This is a genomic window from Streptomyces sp. NPDC050508 (assembly GCF_040655155.1).
Classification (GTDB): domain Bacteria; phylum Actinomycetota; class Actinomycetes; order Streptomycetales; family Streptomycetaceae; genus Streptomyces.
Genome location: NZ_JBFAJJ010000009.1, coordinates 300,222 through 317,251, shown reverse-complemented (window position 1 = coordinate 317,251; position 17,030 = coordinate 300,222). Strand labels below are relative to the sequence as shown.

Annotated in this window: 16 protein-coding genes; 8 read left to right on the top strand and 8 right to left on the bottom strand. The window is 69.3% G+C overall.

Features of this window, described 5'->3' with window-relative positions; translation table 11 throughout:
* Positions 1–54: 54 nt before the first annotated feature.
* Entirely contained in the window at positions 55–345 is a 291-nt protein-coding gene (locus tag AB0I69_RS26735; protein WP_363098210.1) for a DUF2530 domain-containing protein, read from the top strand.
* Between the two features lie 113 nt (positions 346–458).
* Positions 459–2,855 carry a cation-translocating P-type ATPase gene (locus tag AB0I69_RS26730; protein WP_363098209.1) on the top strand — a complete coding sequence of 799 codons (2,397 nt, stop codon included), beginning with the start codon at positions 459–461 and terminating at the stop codon, positions 2,853–2,855.
* Positions 2,856–2,983: 128 nt separating this feature from the next.
* On the opposite strand, the gene AB0I69_RS26725 is transcribed toward AB0I69_RS26730, so the two are convergent.
* From AB0I69_RS26725 to AB0I69_RS26715, 3 genes are all read right to left on the bottom strand, one after another.
* Positions 2,984–3,820 carry a hypothetical protein gene (locus AB0I69_RS26725; RefSeq protein WP_363098208.1) on the bottom strand — a complete coding sequence of 279 codons (837 nt, stop codon included), beginning with the start codon at positions 3,818–3,820 and terminating at the stop codon, positions 2,984–2,986.
* A gap of 245 nt (positions 3,821–4,065) precedes the next feature.
* Positions 4,066–7,194, bottom strand: a complete 3,129-nt coding sequence (locus tag AB0I69_RS26720) for a molecular chaperone Hsp90 (protein ID WP_363098207.1) — start codon at positions 7,192–7,194, stop codon at positions 4,066–4,068.
* Between the two features lie 366 nt (positions 7,195–7,560).
* The gene (locus AB0I69_RS26715; RefSeq protein ID WP_363098206.1) at positions 7,561–8,076 is read right to left on the bottom strand and encodes a hypothetical protein; all 516 of its coding nucleotides are present in this window, start codon (positions 8,074–8,076) and stop codon (positions 7,561–7,563) included.
* A 377-nt stretch (positions 8,077–8,453) separates the two neighbouring features.
* Here AB0I69_RS26715 and AB0I69_RS26710 point away from each other — a divergent pair, with 377 nt between their 5' ends.
* Together AB0I69_RS26710 and AB0I69_RS26705 are read left to right on the top strand one after the other, a co-directional pair.
* The gene (locus AB0I69_RS26710) at positions 8,454–9,014 is read left to right on the top strand and encodes an RICIN domain-containing protein (RefSeq protein ID WP_363098205.1); all 561 of its coding nucleotides are present in this window, start codon (positions 8,454–8,456) and stop codon (positions 9,012–9,014) included.
* A 743-nt stretch (positions 9,015–9,757) separates the two neighbouring features.
* Positions 9,758–10,030, top strand: a complete 273-nt coding sequence (locus tag AB0I69_RS26705) for a hypothetical protein (protein ID WP_363098204.1) — start codon at positions 9,758–9,760, stop codon at positions 10,028–10,030.
* Here AB0I69_RS26705 and AB0I69_RS26700 read toward each other — a convergent pair.
* The 3 genes from AB0I69_RS26700 to AB0I69_RS26690 are packed head-to-tail and all read right to left on the bottom strand — an operon-like array spanning position 9,984 to position 11,262.
* Entirely contained in the window at positions 9,984–10,193 is a 210-nt protein-coding gene (locus AB0I69_RS26700) for a DUF397 domain-containing protein (RefSeq protein WP_363098203.1), read from the bottom strand. The genes AB0I69_RS26705 and AB0I69_RS26700 overlap by 47 nt on opposite strands.
* Positions 10,190–10,399, bottom strand: a complete 210-nt coding sequence (locus AB0I69_RS26695) for a DUF397 domain-containing protein (protein WP_363098202.1) — start codon at positions 10,397–10,399, stop codon at positions 10,190–10,192. Before AB0I69_RS26695 ends, AB0I69_RS26700 begins: the two co-directional genes overlap by 4 nt.
* Complete coding sequence (locus AB0I69_RS26690) at positions 10,396–11,262, bottom strand: helix-turn-helix transcriptional regulator (RefSeq protein WP_363098201.1); 867 nt, start codon at positions 11,260–11,262, stop codon at positions 10,396–10,398. Before AB0I69_RS26690 ends, AB0I69_RS26695 begins: the two co-directional genes overlap by 4 nt.
* Positions 11,263–11,419: 157 nt before the next feature.
* On the opposite strand from AB0I69_RS26690, the gene AB0I69_RS26685 reads away from it, so the two are divergent.
* The 3 genes from AB0I69_RS26685 to AB0I69_RS26675 all read left to right on the top strand — a co-directional run bounded on the left by AB0I69_RS26685 (position 11,420) and on the right by AB0I69_RS26675 (position 13,665).
* Entirely contained in the window at positions 11,420–11,920 is a 501-nt protein-coding gene (locus AB0I69_RS26685) for an ATP-binding protein (RefSeq protein ID WP_363098200.1), read from the top strand.
* Positions 11,921–12,134: 214 nt separating this feature from the next.
* A complete protein-coding gene (locus AB0I69_RS26680; RefSeq protein WP_363098199.1) occupies positions 12,135–13,004 on the top strand; it encodes a helix-turn-helix domain-containing protein in 870 nt (289 codons plus the stop codon).
* Positions 13,005–13,056: 52 nt separating this feature from the next.
* Positions 13,057–13,665, top strand: a complete 609-nt coding sequence (locus tag AB0I69_RS26675) for a Uma2 family endonuclease (RefSeq protein WP_363098198.1) — start codon at positions 13,057–13,059, stop codon at positions 13,663–13,665.
* A gap of 10 nt (positions 13,666–13,675) precedes the next feature.
* Here AB0I69_RS26675 and AB0I69_RS26670 read toward each other — a convergent pair whose 3' ends face one another.
* Together AB0I69_RS26670 and AB0I69_RS26665 are read right to left on the bottom strand one after the other, a co-directional pair.
* Positions 13,676–14,212 carry a Uma2 family endonuclease gene (locus AB0I69_RS26670; RefSeq protein ID WP_363098197.1) on the bottom strand — a complete coding sequence of 179 codons (537 nt, stop codon included), beginning with the start codon at positions 14,210–14,212 and terminating at the stop codon, positions 13,676–13,678.
* A 38-nt stretch (positions 14,213–14,250) separates the two neighbouring features.
* Positions 14,251–15,177, bottom strand: a complete 927-nt coding sequence (locus tag AB0I69_RS26665; protein WP_363098196.1) for a DUF3027 domain-containing protein — start codon at positions 15,175–15,177, stop codon at positions 14,251–14,253.
* Positions 15,178–15,577: 400 nt separating this feature from the next.
* Between AB0I69_RS26665 and AB0I69_RS26660 the strand changes: the two genes are divergently transcribed.
* Entirely contained in the window at positions 15,578–17,002 is a 1,425-nt protein-coding gene (locus tag AB0I69_RS26660) for an MFS transporter (protein WP_363098195.1), read from the top strand.
* The last annotated feature ends 28 nt before the right edge of the window (positions 17,003–17,030 follow it).

Here is a 17,030-nt window from a genome sequence, read left to right as displayed (position 1 = left end):
GCGCGTAGACACACGGAGATCCACGGGTCTTGTCTCGCCTCGTAAGCTGGGGTCATGGCGAAGTGGACACCGACACACGAGGCACCCGAGCCCCTGGAGGGCCCGATCGTCCCGACGATCATCGGCCTCACGATCCTCTGGTTCGCCCTCTTCCTGGTACAGCTCCCCTTCTACGGCTGGTTCGACGACCACGGCCATCTGTGGTGGCTGTGGACCTGCCTGGCCGGAAGCGGGCTCGGGCTGATCGGCATCTGGTACGTCCGGGGGCGGGACGCGGCGCTGAAGCGCATGGCTGCCGCTGCCGCCGCTTCGGCTACGGAGACCCCCTCCCCTGCTGCGGAATGAGGAGCTTCCCCTACACCTCTGGCATCACCCCGCCCCGCCAACCGTCCTCCCCTGGTCGGATCTTCCGGGCACTCGGCGGGTGAAGCCGTAAATCCGCACGTACCGTCGAATGCATGACGCACACCGACGCGGGCGCCGAACTCGACCCTGTGCACCCCGTGCCCATCCCGGCGGCGCGGGCACGCGGGCTCTCCACGGCCGAGGTGGCCGAACGGGTGGCGCGCGGGGAGGTCAACGACGTCCCGGTGCGCAGCAGCCGCTCCCTGTCCGAGATCGTCCGCGCCAACGTCTTCACCCGGTTCAACGCGATCATCGGCGTGCTCTGGCTGATCATGCTGTTCGTGGCGCCGGTCCAGGACAGCCTGTTCGGGTACGTGATCATCGCCAACACCGGGATCGGGGTCTTCCAGGAGTGGCGGGCGAAGAAGACCCTCGACTCCCTCGCGGTGATCGGCGAGTCGAAGCCCACGGTGCGGCGCGACGGGGCCGCGGTGGAGGTGAGCACCTCCGAGATCGTGCTCGGCGACCTCATCGAGATCGGGCCCGGTGACAAGGTCGTGGTCGACGGGGAGTGCGTCGAGGCCGACGGCCTGGAGATCGACGAGTCGCTGCTCACCGGTGAGGCCGATCCGGTCGTCAAGCGGCCCGGGGACGCGGTCATGTCGGGGAGTTTCGTGGTCGCCGGCGGTGGCGCGTTCGAGGCGACGAAGGTGGGGCGCGAGGCGTACGCCGCCCAACTCGCCGAGGAGGCCTCCCGGTTCACGCTCGTCCACTCCGAGCTGCGTACCGGTATCTCCACGATCCTCAAGTACGTGACGTGGATGATGATCCCGACCGCGATCGGCCTGGTCATCAGCCAACTCGTCGTCAAACAGCACGGGTTCAAGGACTCCATCGCGCGGACCGTGGGCGGGATCGTGCCGATGGTGCCCGAGGGGCTCGTCCTCCTCACCTCGGTGGCCTTCGCGATCGGGGTCATCCGACTTGGCCGGAAACAGTGCCTCGTCCAGGAGCTTCCGGCCATCGAGGGCCTCGCCCGCATCGACACGGTCTGCCTCGACAAGACGGGCACGCTCACCGAGGGCGGCATGAACGTCACCGAGTTGCGGCCGCTCGGCGGGGCCGACGAGGCGTACATACGCAAAGTCCTGGGTGCCTTGGGCGAGTCGGACCCTCGGCCCAACGCGTCGCTTCAGGCGATCATCACCGCCTACCCGGACAGCGAGGAGTGGCGGTGCGTCGAGTCGCTGCCCTTCTCCTCCGCGCGCAAGTACAGCGGGGCTTCGTTCAGTGAGGGGAACGGGGAGTCGAGCACGTGGCTGCTCGGGGCGCCCGATGTGCTGCTGGGTGCGGATGATCCCGCGTTGGAGGAGACCGGGCGGCTCAACGAGCAGGGGCTACGGGTGCTGTTGCTGGCCCGGGCCGCGGGTGAGCTGGACGATCCCGAGGTCGCGCGGGGGGCCGTGCCGAGCGCGCTGGTGGTGTTGGAGCAGCGGTTGCGGCCCGACGCGGCGGAGACGCTGCGGTACTTCGCCGAGCAGGACGTGCACGCCAAGGTCATCTCCGGGGACAACGCGGTGTCCGTCGGTGCGGTGGCCGGGAAGCTGGGGCTCACCGGGCAGGTCGTGGACGCCCGTCAACTGCCCTCGGATCAGGAGGAGATGGCCAAGTCCCTCGACGAGGGCACGGTGTTCGGGCGGGTCACTCCGCAGCAGAAGCGGGACATGGTGGGGGCGTTGCAGTCGCGCGGGCACACGGTCGCGATGACCGGGGACGGGGTGAACGACGTCCTTGCCCTCAAGGACGCGGACATCGGGGTGTCGATGGGGTCGGGGTCCGAGGCGACCCGGGCCGTCGCGCAGATCGTGTTGCTCAACAACAGCTTCGCGACGTTGCCTTCGGTGGTCGCGGAGGGGCGTCGGGTCATCGGGAACATCACGCGGGTGGCGACGCTGTTTCTGGTGAAGACGGTGTACTCGGTGCTGCTGGCGGTGCTGGTGGTGTGCTGGCGGGTTGAATATCCGTTCCTGCCGCGGCACTTGACGTTGCTGTCGACCCTGACGATCGGGATTCCGGCGTTCTTCCTCGCGCTGGCGCCCAACACTGAGCGCGCGCAACCCCACTTCGTGCGGCGGGTGATGCGGTACTCGATCCCGGGCGGGGTGATCGCCGGGGCGGCGACCTTCGTGACGTATCTGATCGCCCGTCATCACTACACGGGGAAGGGGTCGTTGGGGGCCGAGACCAGCGCGGCGACCCTGACGCTGTTTCTGATCTCGATGTGGGTGCTGGCGATCATCGCCCGTCCCTACACCTTGTGGCGGATCACCCTGGTGGCGTCGATGGGGGCGGCGTTCGTGGTTGTCCTGATCGTGCCGTGGCTTCAGCATTTCTTCGCGCTGAAGTTGGTGGGGGTGACTATGCCGTGGGTCGCCGTGGGGATTTCGGGGGTGGCGGGGGTTGTGCTGGAAGTGGTGTGGAGGTTGGTCGATCGGCGGGTGCCGGCTTGAGTGGTCAGCCGGGTGCGTAGTTCGTCGGGTGCGGGCCGGTGGGGGCTGGTCGCGCAGTTCCCCGCGCCCCTAAAAGCAGCTGCCCGCGCCCCTGAAACAAGAGCGCGGGCAGCTGCCTGCATTGCTGACTACTTCACGTCGACGAAGTCACCCGTGGCGTTGACCGCCGGGGTCGTCGAGGTGCCCGCGAAGCTGTAGCGGAAGTAGCCGTCGACCGTGGCCTTGACGGTGGTCTTCAGGGTGCCCGTCGAGCTTGTCGTGATGGTCTTGACCGTGGTGTACGTGCTGGAGCCGTTCTTGCGGAACTGCAGCTTGACCGGCTGGCTCGCGTAACCGGCGTACTTGTTGGTCTCCCAGTTCGCGCGGCTCAGCTTGCCGGTCACCGTGATGGTGTTGCCCTTCTTGACGGGCTCCGGGGTGGCGTCGGCAGTGAGCTGGGACAGGCGCTTGACAGGGACGCTGCCCAGATCGCTCTGGGTCTTCGTGGCGCCGTTGGCGGAGATGGCGAGGCCGCCCGCCTTCCAGGTGGCGGCGTCGGCGTTCGCCAGGTCGCTGGTCGGGCGGATGTAGATGGTGGCCTTGCAGTTCAGGACGGTCGTCGAGGCGGCGGTGCAGGTGCCCGGGTCGTCGCTGATGATCCTCTTGGTGAAGCTGGTGGCCGAGGTGCCCCGGTAGATGAGCGGGCCGCTGGCGAAATTGTCGGCGCTGACGTCGAGGCCGGCGGCGTGCGTCAGCGTGTAGGTGACCGGCACGGCGACCTTCGCGGTGGCGCCGACGACGACGGCCTTGCCGCTGTTGACCTTCATGTTGGAGAAGGTGACGTTGAGCGTGGCCGCGGCGGTGGACGTGGCGGAGCTGAACGCTGCCTTGCCGGACGAGGCGTCGGCGGCCTGTGCGGCCGGTACGGCAAAGGCGGAGAGGACCAGGGCGCCGGAGACGGCGGCCACGGTGGCGCGTATGCGCATGCGTGTTCCCCAAGTGGAGAAAGGGACCCCGGCGCGGTGGTCGTTCCGAACGGCTCGTCGTCGGCGCCGGGGCCCAAGTGATGGCGGAGCCTGTTGGCTCACGTGATCTGATCCGCGACGGGTGGGACAGGTTGTACGGCGGATCAAGACTTTGTGCGGGTATTGCGAACCGTTGGTGAAGTGCGGAGAGAGCATCCGTGAAGATCGCTCGTCTCCGTCTCCGTCTCCGTCCCCGCCTCCACCGCTCAGTCGAACCAGCGGTCCCGCGCCAGCTCCGCCGTCCGCGAGGGATCTTCCAGCAGGGCCGCCACCTCGAACCGCCGGGGCCACTGCCCCGCCGCCCAGGCGAGCCCGGCGGCGACTCCCTCCAGGGTCGAGGCGTGCAGCACCCCGTCCCGTGTCCGGCGCCAGTCGATCTCGACGCCGTCCACGACGAGTTCCTCGTGTTCGACGTAGGTCGTGGGGGTGAGCGGGCCGAGGAGGGTCCGGACGGATTCCGGTACGTCGTGTTCGGTGCCCTCGGAGGTGACCTCGCCGGTGACCGACTCGCTCAGGCGCCGTACCTGGAAGAGCTCGGCCAACTCGGCGGCCCGGGACGGCCGTACGGGGAGGAGGGGGACGCCGGCGGTGAAGGGGAGCAGGTCGGGTGAGTCGACGACCATGGCGTCGGCCGCGTCCACGACCGTGACCTCGCCGTCGAGCACGGCCCGCAGGTCGTCCGGCAGGGTCACCTGTTCCGGGTCCAGGTCGGCCAACGCGCCGTAGAGGGCGTGCAGTTGGCCGCCGGTGACCTCGCGGTCCGGGTCGGCGAGGCGGTCGAGGAGTTCGGCGGCGCCGCCCGGCTCGTCGAGGAGGGCGGCCACGGAGGTGCGTACGCCGAGTGCTCGCAGCACCTGTTCGTCGTCGAAGCCCGTCGCGTCGGCCTCGTCGTAGAGGCCGCGCAGGAGCGGGTCTCCGCCGGCGGCCAGGAGGCCGGCCGGGCGGCGGCCGTCGAGCACCGGGTGGCCGCGCAACCACCAAGCCGTGTAAGGCCGTACGACCTCGTGCGTGCCGTCCGGCAGGAGGATGCGGACCTGTTGGGTGATCGCGTCGCGGAGTGGGGGCTGGGCGAGGAGGGCGAGGGCCTGGGGCCAGCGGTCGTCGTCGACGAGGTCGAGGTCGCGGACGGCGACGAGTTCGGTGGCGACGGGGGGTACGGGTGTGTCGGGGAAGCGGTCGAGGACGTCTTCCGACCAGACGTCCACGGAGTCCAGCAGGCCGGGGTCGTCGGGTTCCGCGAAGTCACTGTCGCGGGGCTCCAGTTCGTCCGGGTCGAGGACGACGTCGGTGGCCCGGACGAGGGCGAAGTTGGCGAGGACTCCGCAGGCGGCGAGGGGCTGTTCGCCCCAGCGGTCGGCCAACTCGGAGTCCACGAAGGCGAGTTCGTCCTCCCGCATCACCTGGGCGAACGGGCTGCCGGGCAGCACCAGTTCACCGGCGGGCGCGAGTTCGCCCTCCTCGTCGGGCAGGGCGAGGGCACCGAGCCAGGGCTCGTCACCGGGTTCGAGACCCGCGTCCCGCACGAGGGCGAGCACCGTGTCGGCCAACTCCTCGGCGTCCGGGGTGGGTTCGTCCCATACGGCCCCGCCCTCGTCGTCGAGGGAGGCGGCCACGGCAGCCCGTACCTGGGGTGTGGTGAGGACCGCGCGGGGCGTGGCGGGCAGCGCGCCGAGCTTCTCCAGGAGGGGGTGCGCGGCGTCCGGGTGGGCGACCTTGAGCCCGAGCCGGGCGAGGACTTCGGGTTCGACCTGGGCGGAGTCGGGAGTGGGGAGGAGTACCTGCCGGGGCCCGATGGTGGTGCGTCCGTCGGCGAGCGGCACGGGCAGTCCGCTGAGCCGGTCGGGGTCGACGCCCGCGAGGCTGTCGTAGAGCCGTCGCCACCAGCCGGGGTCCTTCTCCAGACCGGCCAGGCGGTCCACGGCGTCGGTGAGCGGGACGCGGGCGACGCCCAACGTCCTTAGTTCCACGCGTCGTTCGAGTCCGGCGGGGAGGAGGGTGGGGAGCACCTCGGCGAGGACCTGCACGGTGTCGGCACCGGCGCCCTCGACGACCTCGGCGTCCCGGGGCCGTAGGGACTCGGGCAGTTCGTCGGATTCGTCGCCGGTGGGCTCAATGGCGGGCGGCAGGAAGGAGGTGCGTGGCAGCCGCTCCAGAATGGCCTGCCGGAGCGTGCCGTCCAACTCCCCCTTCCCCAGCGGGCCGGGCACGAGGTCGATGATGCCGGTGGTCACCGGACGCCAGGCGGCGAGGAGTTCGACGTACGCGTCCGCCGCGCGCTCGACGACGAAGTCGGTCAGCGGGCCGGGAGCGGCGTGCCGACGGGTGGTGTCGAGGGGGAGAGAAGCGATGAGGAGGGCGGGCACGCCCAGGGGTTCGTCACTCGGCGTGGGTGCGTGCACGACGGGGCTGGTGCGGGGCCGGGCCGGAGTCCCGTCCTCGTCGACGGGCACGGCCCAGGTGACGGACCAGTAGGGCCGCAGCCGCTCCTCGACGGGCCGGTCGGCGAGCAGCTCCTTGTCGAGCGTTCCGTGCGCGGCTGCGGTACGCCAGCGGGTGGTCCCGTCACGGGTGTCGTCCACGACGGTGTCGGCGAGGTCGGTGCGACGCGTGAGGGTGCGGGGTGCCTGGTCACCCACTTCGATCACGACTTCTGCCAGCCCGGGGAGGGCAAGGAGGAGAGCGTCGTCGACGGCGATGAGGAGGCGCTCGGCGAGGTCCTCGGCGGCGGTGTCGCGCAGCGGGAGGATGACGACGGTGTCGTAGGAGTCGGGGGCGGTGCCCTCGGCGGCGAACGGGAGGCGGAGGAGGGGGATGTGGCCGTCGCGGCGGCGGATCTCGGTGCCGAGTCCGGGGCTGTGCCGGGCGGTGTCGTCGGCCAGTTCGCGGGCCTCGGCGAGGGACCAGCGGATACCGCCGTGCCGCCCGACGACGGCGGGTTCGTCGGTAACGGCGACGACGGCGGCGAACCCCACACCGAAACGCCCGACCGCGCTGTCACCGGCGTCGCGCTTCGCGGAGGCGCGGAGGGTGGAGAGGGACTCGACACCGGCCGCGTCCAGCGGGGCACCGGTGTTGGCGGCGCAGAGGACGCCGTCGCGGAGGGTGAGCCGCAACCGGCCGGCCACGCCCGCACGCGCGGCGGCATCGGCGGCGTTCTGAGCGAGCTCGACGACGAGCCGGTCCCGGTACCCCCCGAGGACGAGGTCCTCCTCGGCGTTGGCGTCCTCCCGGAACCGGGCCGGGCTGGTCGCCCAGGCGTCGAGCACCCCACGCCGCAGACGGGCGGTCCCGAACGGGTCGGCACCCTCGGCAGCGGGCCGCACGAACTTACTCACGTACGTTCACTCTCCTCATCGACGTCGCGATGAAGGTACCGCGCGGAAGGAGGAGGTCATGCCGGGGAGGAGCGTAGAGCGGATCCGGACGGCAGGGGTGCGGTGCCCGTGGCCTCGCCCGATGCGCATCCTGTTCACGTTCATCGGTGGCAGCGGTCGCTTCCGCCCTTTCAACCACGAGGTCGCAGCCGCCGGAGCGCGGGTCAGCGCCGACAGGCTGGCCTGCTCGATCTGGTTCAGCCGGGCCAGTGTGCTCGCGGGCCGCCGCTTGAGGAAGAGCTTTCGCTGGTCGGCGAGCGTGCCGCGCAGGTTGCCGGCGGTGTTGCAGCGCTGGTCCGTCGCGGCCTCGGAGTGCTGTTTTCCGGCCTACGAGGCGAGACTTGCGCCTGCGGCGGCCTGGGCCATGCGGCGCAGCCAGGTGCCGAGTGCCGACTGGTAAGGCCGGTCGGTGGCGAGGAAGTTCTGGAACATCCCGTTCACGTTCTGCGGGACGAACGTGTCCTCCATCGCGACCCGTACGCTACGGCCCCGCTGGGCAGCGTCAGGGTCCCCATGTGGGCGTCGGAGCCGTTGTACGCGGCCAGATAGCGTTCCCGCGCCGCGGGCGCTTGATCTGGAAGGCCTGGCGGGCTCCGGGGTACGGCCCTGAAGCGGGATGTCCTTCCAGGGAAGGGACTTGAGCTGCCTGCGCAGCTTCTTCTGGTTGCCCTTGACGATCACGATGTCGTCGGCCTGCTGGAAGCAGGTGATCTCGTTGGTCTTCTCCCCGACGTCCAGCTGAGCCAGGACCAGGCCGGCGGTATGGTCGAGTGCGGCGAGCAGGTGGACCTTCCGGCCCTTCGCCCCGGCCGCGCCCCGCAGACTCTTGCCGTCCACTATCACGCGGGTCCAGCACCTCGGCCAGCCGTTCCAGCAGGCTCGGGACCTCCTCTGACACGACCTCGGGATGCTCCCGGAGTTGGTCAAGGGCAGGAGGAATCAGCGATGACGCGTCGGCAGGCACGGTCTCTCCCCCCCCAGAGCCGACAGGCCACCACGAACCGGGCGTCAGACGACTACGCCGAATTCCTGGTGCATACAGGAGAACACATGCGGAGCATCGAGTTCCTTGCGAGGGCCTGGGCTTTTAAGCCCAGACTAAAGGGCATCGCCGTACCGGACAGCTCCGAGGATCCTTGGGAACCCGCAATTCTCCAACGGCACGGAGTAGGGGTATCCGGCTGGCATGTGGCCAGCGGACGGGAAAGGGGTTGCACCAGATGAGATTCTGCAAGCCTCGCACATCGACAATGCGAAATACTGTAGGGCGGCTCGGATACCGGGCCAGGTCTCTGATCACCATCGTGGCCGCGTTAACCGGCCTCCTAGCAGGAGGAGTCGCACTCGGAGCGACATCCGCGAGCGCAGCCACTGCCAGGGACGAGAACCTCGTCAACGGTCACTACGCGAACTGCGTGGACGACAGCGGCAGCTACGGCCTTCGGATGTATGCCTGCAACGATGCGAGCTACAACAACGGCTACCAGAAGTGGGTAGAGGTAAACAACAGCGGCTCCTACGAATTCCAGAACGTGAACACGGGTCTGTGCCTCGACGGCAGCTCTACATACGGCCTACGCGGTTATGCCTGCAACCCTGCGAGCTACAGCAACGGCTACCAGAAGTGGGTAATATACGAATCCACAACAAGCGGCGCCTGGGTCGATTGGAAGAATGTGGCCACTGGGGAATGCATGGATTACAGCTCCACCTACGGCCTACGTCTCTACACCTGCAACAATTCGAGCTTCGTCGATGCCTACCAGGCGTGGCACAACTAAACCGTTGGGCGGGGCGGCGATTCCCCCTGGTTGGCGATTCGCCTGATCGCCCTGTCTGAAGACTGCGGCGACCATATGCGGTGCACGTAGCCCCGTCCGGCCGGAAGTGACCAGAACCCGGCTGTGGCGGGGCTTCCACTATCGTCCAGCCGCCCCGCCACGACTATCCGGGGTCCGGCTTGGGCGCTGGTGGGCGGGCCCGGTGTAGCCCGAATCGAATGTCGTCAATCTCAGCCGCCTTCCTCATCCTGGAGCGGCAGCGCTTAAAAGGTTCACTCTGCCCGCAACGACACCCTTTGGACTCCTCATCTCGTGGCAGCGTGTAGTAGGGACGCGCCGAGAGGTGTGAGGGTGTGCAGGACCATCGGACCGTGCCGGTGCGGGGGTGCAGGGGGTAGCTGGAGGCTGGGGGTGAAACTAACCACTATTCAGCCTGGTGACCGGTTAGAAATAACCCCAGCCTGGAGGGGGGTGGTGCGGGGGCTGGTCCAGGGCTCGGCATGATTCGAAAGACAGGTGTGGATGCGGGGCTCGGTACGGACGTGAGGCGGGCGCGGGACAGACGGGAGCAGCTCCCGTCCTCGGCACGGATCCGGGGCGGGGCGCCAGTCCGAGGCAAGGCACTGGAGAGGATCCGCGGCGAGAGCAAGTCCAGGGCAGACGGGTGCGGATGCGAGGCAGCAGCGGGTCCGAGGCACGGCGCGAGTCCGGGGCGGATGGGTTCGCTTGCCTAAGCTCGCTTCATGGACATTCGCGGCATCGATCCCCGTGACACCACCTGGGAGCTGGACCATGCCCAGTACCGCGTCTATTTCTGGGACGTGGCGACGGTGACGGCGTACGAGTACGAGGTCCTGGGCGAGGTCGACGCCGACGAAGTCCTCACCTGGACGTCCCGGTACGCGGCCGAGCGGGACTGGACCTACACGGTCTACGCGGCGGTAACGCCCGACGGAGACGGCCCGGGGCTCATCCGACTGGCCGGCGTCCTGGGCGACCCGTTCGCGGGTGCGTGACGAACTCCGTCCAGGCGGCGGGGGTGAGGGTGAGGCGGGGGCCCTCGGTGTGCTTGGAGTCACGGACGTGCACCGTGCGGGGGGCTACCGCGATCTCGACACAGGACTCGCCGTTGGTGCCGCCGCTGTAACTGCTCTTGAACCAGGCGAGTTCGGGCGTCACGCTTCCCCCAACTTGTGCACGAAACCCGTCCACGCGGCCGGGGTGACGGTGAACCGAGGACCCTCCACGGTCTTGGAGTCACGGACGTGGACCACGCCGGGGACGGTGGCGATCTCGACACACGAGTCGCCCTGAGTGCCGTCGCTGTAACTGCTCTTGAACCACGCCAGTTCGGAGCCATCCCCGGTGGGGGCCTTGCGGATCATGTCTCTCCCAGCAATTGCTCGATAAAGGCCAGCGACTCCCGTGGGGTGAGAGCCTGCGCCCGGATGATGCCATACCACAACTCAAGGATGCGGAGTTGTTTTGGTTCCGAGGTCGGGCGACCGCCGAAGCCGCCGTCGGCACGCCCCACCGCCGTCCCGTCCGGGAACTTCAGCAGCTCGATCCGGCCATCCAGGCCCGGATGCGCATCGGTGTTCGTCGGCATGACCTGAAGCGTGACATTTCGCAACCGCCCCACCTCCAGCAGACGTTCGAGCTGCCGCCGCCACACCATTGTGCCCCCAACCTGTCGGTGCAGCGGTGCCTCTTCCAGGACGAAGTGGATCGACGGAGCCGGGTCTCGCTCGAAGACCGCCTGCCGTGCCAGCCGAGCGGCGACGCTTCGTTCCACGTCGTCCGGCGAGTACGGCGGCTGCGCCGCCTCAATCACGGTCCGCGCATGGTCAGGTGTCTGCAACAAGCCAGGGATGCTGCTGCACACGTACAACGCGATCTCGACCGCCTGGCCCTCCAACTTCGCCAGCGCGCGCACCTTCTTCGGGTACCGGACCTTGGCCACGTCCTCCTTCATCGCCGAGATCAGCCCGTCCGCCCCCAACACCTCCTCGGACTTGTCCAGATACTCAGGCCGGGGGATCCGTTTCCCACCCTCGACCTTGTAGACCAGGTCCTCTCCGTACCCGGCCGCCACCGCGAACTCCGGGACCCGCATCCCCACCGCCTCGCGCCGCAGCTTCAACTGCCGCCCAACCGTCGCGAGCACCGCCAACCCCCACTCGTCATCCGGGTCCACCTCCCAACCCGGTTCATCCGCCTCGCCGTTGACCTGCCCCGGTTCGCTCATCCCGCACCCCTCCTGATCCGTACGACCATGCCGCGACGCCCCTACCCGCGCGACCGGTCCCGACAGCCTGGACACGACCGGACAACGCCTGGACAGTCACCGTACGCAACGGCCATGTCACTGTTCACGGTAAGCACGCGCGGCCACGCTGAGTGACGTGATCCAAGAAACCACCGCCTCCGAGCCCCAACTCGACAACCCCATCCGTAACTTCACGGTGCAGTTGTCCCCCACCCCACGCGGCGCCCGCCTCGCCCGTCTCCTGGCCACCGAACAACTCCGCACCTGGGCAGTCCCGTTGGACCCGGCCCGCCAGATCGTCGCCGAACTCGCCACCAACGCGGCCACGCACAGTCGCGTACCGGGCCGGGACTTCAGACTGACGCTCTACGTCGTCGGCGGCGTCCTGCGCATCGAGGTCAGCGACACCCGTGATGACCGCCCGCCCCGCCCCCAAGACCCCACGCCGGACGAGGAGTCGGGCCGGGGTCTGCTGATCGTGGCCGCGCTCGCCGACCGCTGGGGCTGGGACCCGGAGCGGCGCCCCCGCAAGACGGTCTGGGCGGAACTGGTACTGGACCTCGCACCGGAGCCACCGAACTCCAGAAACCCGAACTCCGGTGCAAGTGACGCCTTTCCCCAAGAACCACGACGGTGAAAGAACCCCCACCAAGCCCCACCCCACCCTCCCGGCAGCCAGGCCCACCGCTCGCCCATCTGGGTGAACATCGTCAACTGGGCTGGATTCCGGGCAGGTTGCGTGATCTACGCTCAGCGCAACACAACCGCAGACCGCGGACATACGACGGCCCTCGCCGGGACGGCAATCCCAAGGCGAGGGCCTGACCACCAAGGAAGAGAACAGCTTCCCGATGGATACACGCGACATTAGCGCGCCCCCGCGCGCCCAGTCCCGGCACACCGCCGACAAACACCCGAACCAGCGGCGCGACGCGCACGGCAGGCCCGGCGGGCTGACTCACGACAACACCCGCCACACCACCCGCTTCACGGTGATCGGCAACCACCTCGCCCAGCACCCCGAGCTGTCGGCCCTCGCGATCGGCCTCGGCGCCCACATCCAGTCCCTCCCCGCAGGAGCCCGCGTCGACATCAAGACGCTTGCGGCCCGTTTCCCGGAGGGCACGACCCGAATCGCCGCCGCACTACGGGAGTTGGAAACCCACGGCTACCTCCGCCGCGAACGCCACCGCATCCCCGACGGCCGCATCATCACCCGCACCATCTCCTGCAACCAGCCCGGCGACAGCCGTAGGGACAGCCACGCCCCGGCAGCACCGAAGAAGCCGAAGAAGCACACACCCCGCAAGGCGCTCCCACCCGTACCGCGCCCGTCCTACCCCTCCCCCACCCTCATCCAGCAGGCCACGGACCTCCTCACAGACCTGCGCCGCCACGACTCCCGCCTGCTCCTGTCGACCTGCGACACGACCCACCTCGCCCCAGGCGTCGCCACCTGGCTGGAACGAGACGCCACCCCCGCAGCCGTACGCCACACCCTCACCACAGACCTGCCACCCGAAGTACTACGACGGCCCGCAGCCCTCCTGGCCCACCGCCTGACCGCCCAACTACCGCCCCCACCACCGTTCCGGGCCCCGGCACCACCACCGCCGGTCCGCCACCCGCTCCAGAACTGCGACAGCTGCGACCGCGCCTTCCGCTCCCCGACCCCAGGACGCTGCCATGACTGCCGAACCGATCTTCCAGGAGCCGCCTAGCATGAAGGGGACGATCCTTGCCCCCGGGCACAGACGACGAGGAGCGAGCGCCATGACCATCGCCTCGGACAACGCGCAGCAGGGCGCCTCCCACTTCTACCGGGCCATGAGGGACCTTCTTGAGTCCATGGACGACACCATCCCGGGCAAATTCGAGATCACCAAGGAAGGGATCGTCCACGACATGATGTCCCCCGTGAAGCCGCACGAACTCACCGTGCTGCACCTCCGGAAGCGCCTTGAGAAGGCCATGCCGGAGGAACTCGTGGCCCACACGGGAGAGCCGGACGTGGAGGCCGCGCCCGAGGGCATCATGCGCCACCCCGATGTGATGGTGATCGCCATGGCGGACATGGAGGGCGACGGTGCGTTCGACCCACGTACGCTCATCGCCGCCATCGAAGTCGTGTCCCGCTCCAACCCGGACAACGACTGGGTGAGCAAGATGCGCGACTATCCCTTGCTCGGCATTCCCGTCTACGTGATCTTCGACCCCCGCACGGGCGAGGGCGCCGTCCTCACCGACATCCACACCACCCCCGAAGGCCCCCGCTACGCCACCCGCAAGGACTTCGTCTACGGCGAGGACGTCACCATCGCCGACTGGACGATCTCCACGGACAACCTGCCGCGCTACGGAGACAGGGAGACCAAGCCCTGAACCAACCGGCTCAATCCTCCGGAAACGGGAGTTCGTCGAGGTCGAGGGTGAAGGTCCGGCCGTCAGCCAAAGGGATGGGGAGCTTGCCGGTGCCGTACTTGTGGGTGTGGGCAGCGATGTAGCCCGTGCCGGTCGGCTGGGTGTGGAGGACGACTTCCTGCGCGTAGGGGTCGACGACCAGGTAGATGGGGATGCCGTAGCGCCCGTACTTCGCCGTGCAGTCGTCGTAGTCCTTGCGGACGGACGAGGTCGAGACGACCTCAGAGATCAGCAGGACGTCTTCGAAGCTGTAGCGCTTGCCTTCCCGGTGGGCATCATCGCGGAGGATGGCCAGGTCGGGGGCGGAGTTCTCGTCGGCGGGGAAGTCGATGTATACGTCGGAGGCGACCTTCGCTTGACGGCCGAGGGAGAGCGAGTCGATGTGCATCGACCGGATGGTGCTGGAGTGCTCGAAGCTCTGCGGCGTCAAGATGATCTTCCCGTCGATTCCGAAGAAAACCACATGCCCTTCGGGGAACTCGGTACGCGCGATCGAGTCGATGCTCATTCCGCTGCTCCTCTCCCGTATGCCGTCAGAATACAGAGCTACGAGTGCCCCAGCTCCGCCGATTCCCCATCCACGCCCACCGAAACCGACCCCGAATCCGCCGCAGGCCGCAACGGGAACGGGTCCACCATCGTCTCGTCGATCACCGGGGCCGGCGGCTGCGGCGGTTTCGGCATGATCGCTGCTTCCGAGTGGCCGCCGCAGCCGTAGGCCAAGGACACGACATGGCCGTCCGCCGGGGAGAACTCGTTCGCGCAGACGCCGAAGGCCTGGCCCAGGGAGCCGCCGACCGCGACCAGGAAGCCGCAGCTGACGCAGGCCGCGGGCGCTGCCTGGGCCATCGGGGTTTTCGGGCCGAAGCCGTCCTCCCAGCGGTCGGCGGCGACGTGGAGGCCGTAGCGGGAGAGGACGCGGGCGCGGCGGATGCCCAGTTCCTCCGCCACCGAGGCGATCGAGCCGCGCGTCGGCGCGAACGGGAGGGCCGCGGGTACCCCGGCCGTCACCTCCGCGTCCTCCGCCTCGACCAGTTCCGCCATCTCCTCGGAGACCGCGGAGTTCGGCGGGGGCTCGTCCTCGCCCGTGTAGCCGGGCTCCAGACGGAGGTCCTCCGCGTCGGTGGGGAGCAGGTCGCCGGGGCCCATGTCGCCGGGGCGCAGACGCTCGCTCCACGGGACCCACTCGGGGGCCAGGAGCGAGTCGGGGCCGGGGAGCAGGACGACCTCGTCCAGGGTGACCAGCTTGGCGCGGGACGCCCTCGCCACCGTCACCGCCCAGCGCCAGCCCCGGTAGCCGAACTCCTTGCACTCGAAGAAGTGCGTGACCACACGGTCGCCCTCGGATTCGAAGCCCGCGTGCTCTCCGACCACGCCGGGCGCGGCGGCCTCCTCGGCTGCGGCACGGGCGAGGTCGACGGCCTCGGCGCACAGGCGGTCGGGGGTGCGGCTTCGCGTGGTCGCTGCGCTCACAGGTATCGCTTCTCTCCTACGCCGTCTCACGGGTGCGCCTGCTGTGGCGAAGGGAGCGGACGGAGCGGCTGAAAGACATGTACCAGGCCCTTGGGGGCACTGGTGGAAGGCCGCGTCGACGTCCGCACCCGATCGCGCTCGGGCACGCCTACGCCATCCATTCTGCGGGATGGCCGAGAGGCGCGCGGCCGAGAACAATCGCCACGGCGCGCTACGCACGCTACCTTCTCTCGCGCCATGCGCCCACACCGACGGCCTCTTGGGCGCTGCGCGGCGGTCGGACGGAGACCGGTGCGACCGTCACCCGGAGACCTGTGGAACGGCCCATAATCCACTCCCACACGCCTCCATACGTGCGGTAACCGCACTACTCGCGCCTTTCTCGGGGCACTATGACGGGGTGGCAGCCGCAAGGTCGCCCCAAGGTGCCACCGGTGTCGGTGGAGCCAAGGGGAACATCCGAGGTGGCGGTTCGGGCCGGGTGAGCGGTTCCGTCCGCGCGATGGGTCGTGCCCTGCACTTCCCCGTCACCGGTACCGCCCGGGGTATCCGCAAGGCGACCCACGCGCACGGCGCGGGCGAGTCGGGCCTCGGCCGGCTCATCGAGCTGCACGCGGTGAACGGCGCCGGTGACGTCATGATCACCGTCGCCCTCGCGTCGACCGTCTTCTTCTCCGTGCCGACCGATGAGGCGCGGGGGCGGGTCGCTCTGTACCTCGCGATCACCATGGCGCCGTTCACCGTTCTGGCGCCGGTGATCGGGCCTCTTCTCGACAAGCTTCCGCACGGCCGCCGCGCCGCGATGGCCGCCGCGATGCTGGCCCGCGCCCTCCTCGCGCTGATCATCTCCGGCGCGGTCGCCAGCGGCAGCCTGGAGCTGTATCCGGCGGCCCTGGGCGCCCTGGTCGCCTCGAAGGCGTACGGGGTCGTCAGAAGCGCCGTGGTGCCCCGCCTGCTGCCACCCCGCATCTCCCTGGTGAAGGCGAACTCCAGAGTCACCCTCGCCGGGCTCCTCGCCACCGGTGTGGCCGCCCCGATCGCGGGCGGCCTGCACGCCGTCGGCGACCCCTGGCCGCTCTACGGCGCCTTCGTGATCTTCGTCGCGGGTACGGTCCTGTGTTTCTTCCTGGACCCCAAGGTCGACTCGGCCAAGGGCGAGGACACCGCGCTGCTCGCGGCGGACGAGGACCATCTGCACGGCCCGCATCCCAAGGAAGTCAAGCGTCCGGGGCTGCGTACGGTCGGCATCGCCGTCACCCACGCGCTCGGCGCCAACGCGGCCCTGCGCTGGCTGTCCGGCTTCCTGACCTTCTTCCTCGCGTTCCTGCTCCGCGAGCATCCGATGACCGGGCAGAGCGCCGCCGTGTCGCTCGGCATAGTCGCCGTCGCGGCGGGCGTGGGCAACGCGCTCGGTACGGCGGTCGGGTCCTGGCTGCGGCAGCGGGCGCCGGAACTCATCATCGTGACGGTGATGGCGGTCGTGCTGGGCGCGGCGGTCACGGCGGCGATCTTCTTCGGCGCGGCCCTGGTGGCCTGTCTCGCGGCCACGGCCGGGTTCTGCCAGGCGCTGGCCAAGCTGTCCCTGGACGCGCTGATCCAGCGGGACGTGCCCGAGTTGGTGCGCACCTCGGCGTTCGCCCGCTCGGAGACGATGCTCCAGATGGCCTGGGTGCTCGGCGGCGCGATCGGCATCGTGATGCCGCTGAACGGCGCCCTCGGCTTCACCCTCGCCGCCGGAGTCATCGCCCTGGGCTGGCTGACCACCCTGCGCGGCCTGCTCGCCTCGGCCCGGCACGGGACCGGCGGACGCCCGCGAGTGGCCTAACCCGCACCACCCGGCCCGGCACGCCGCA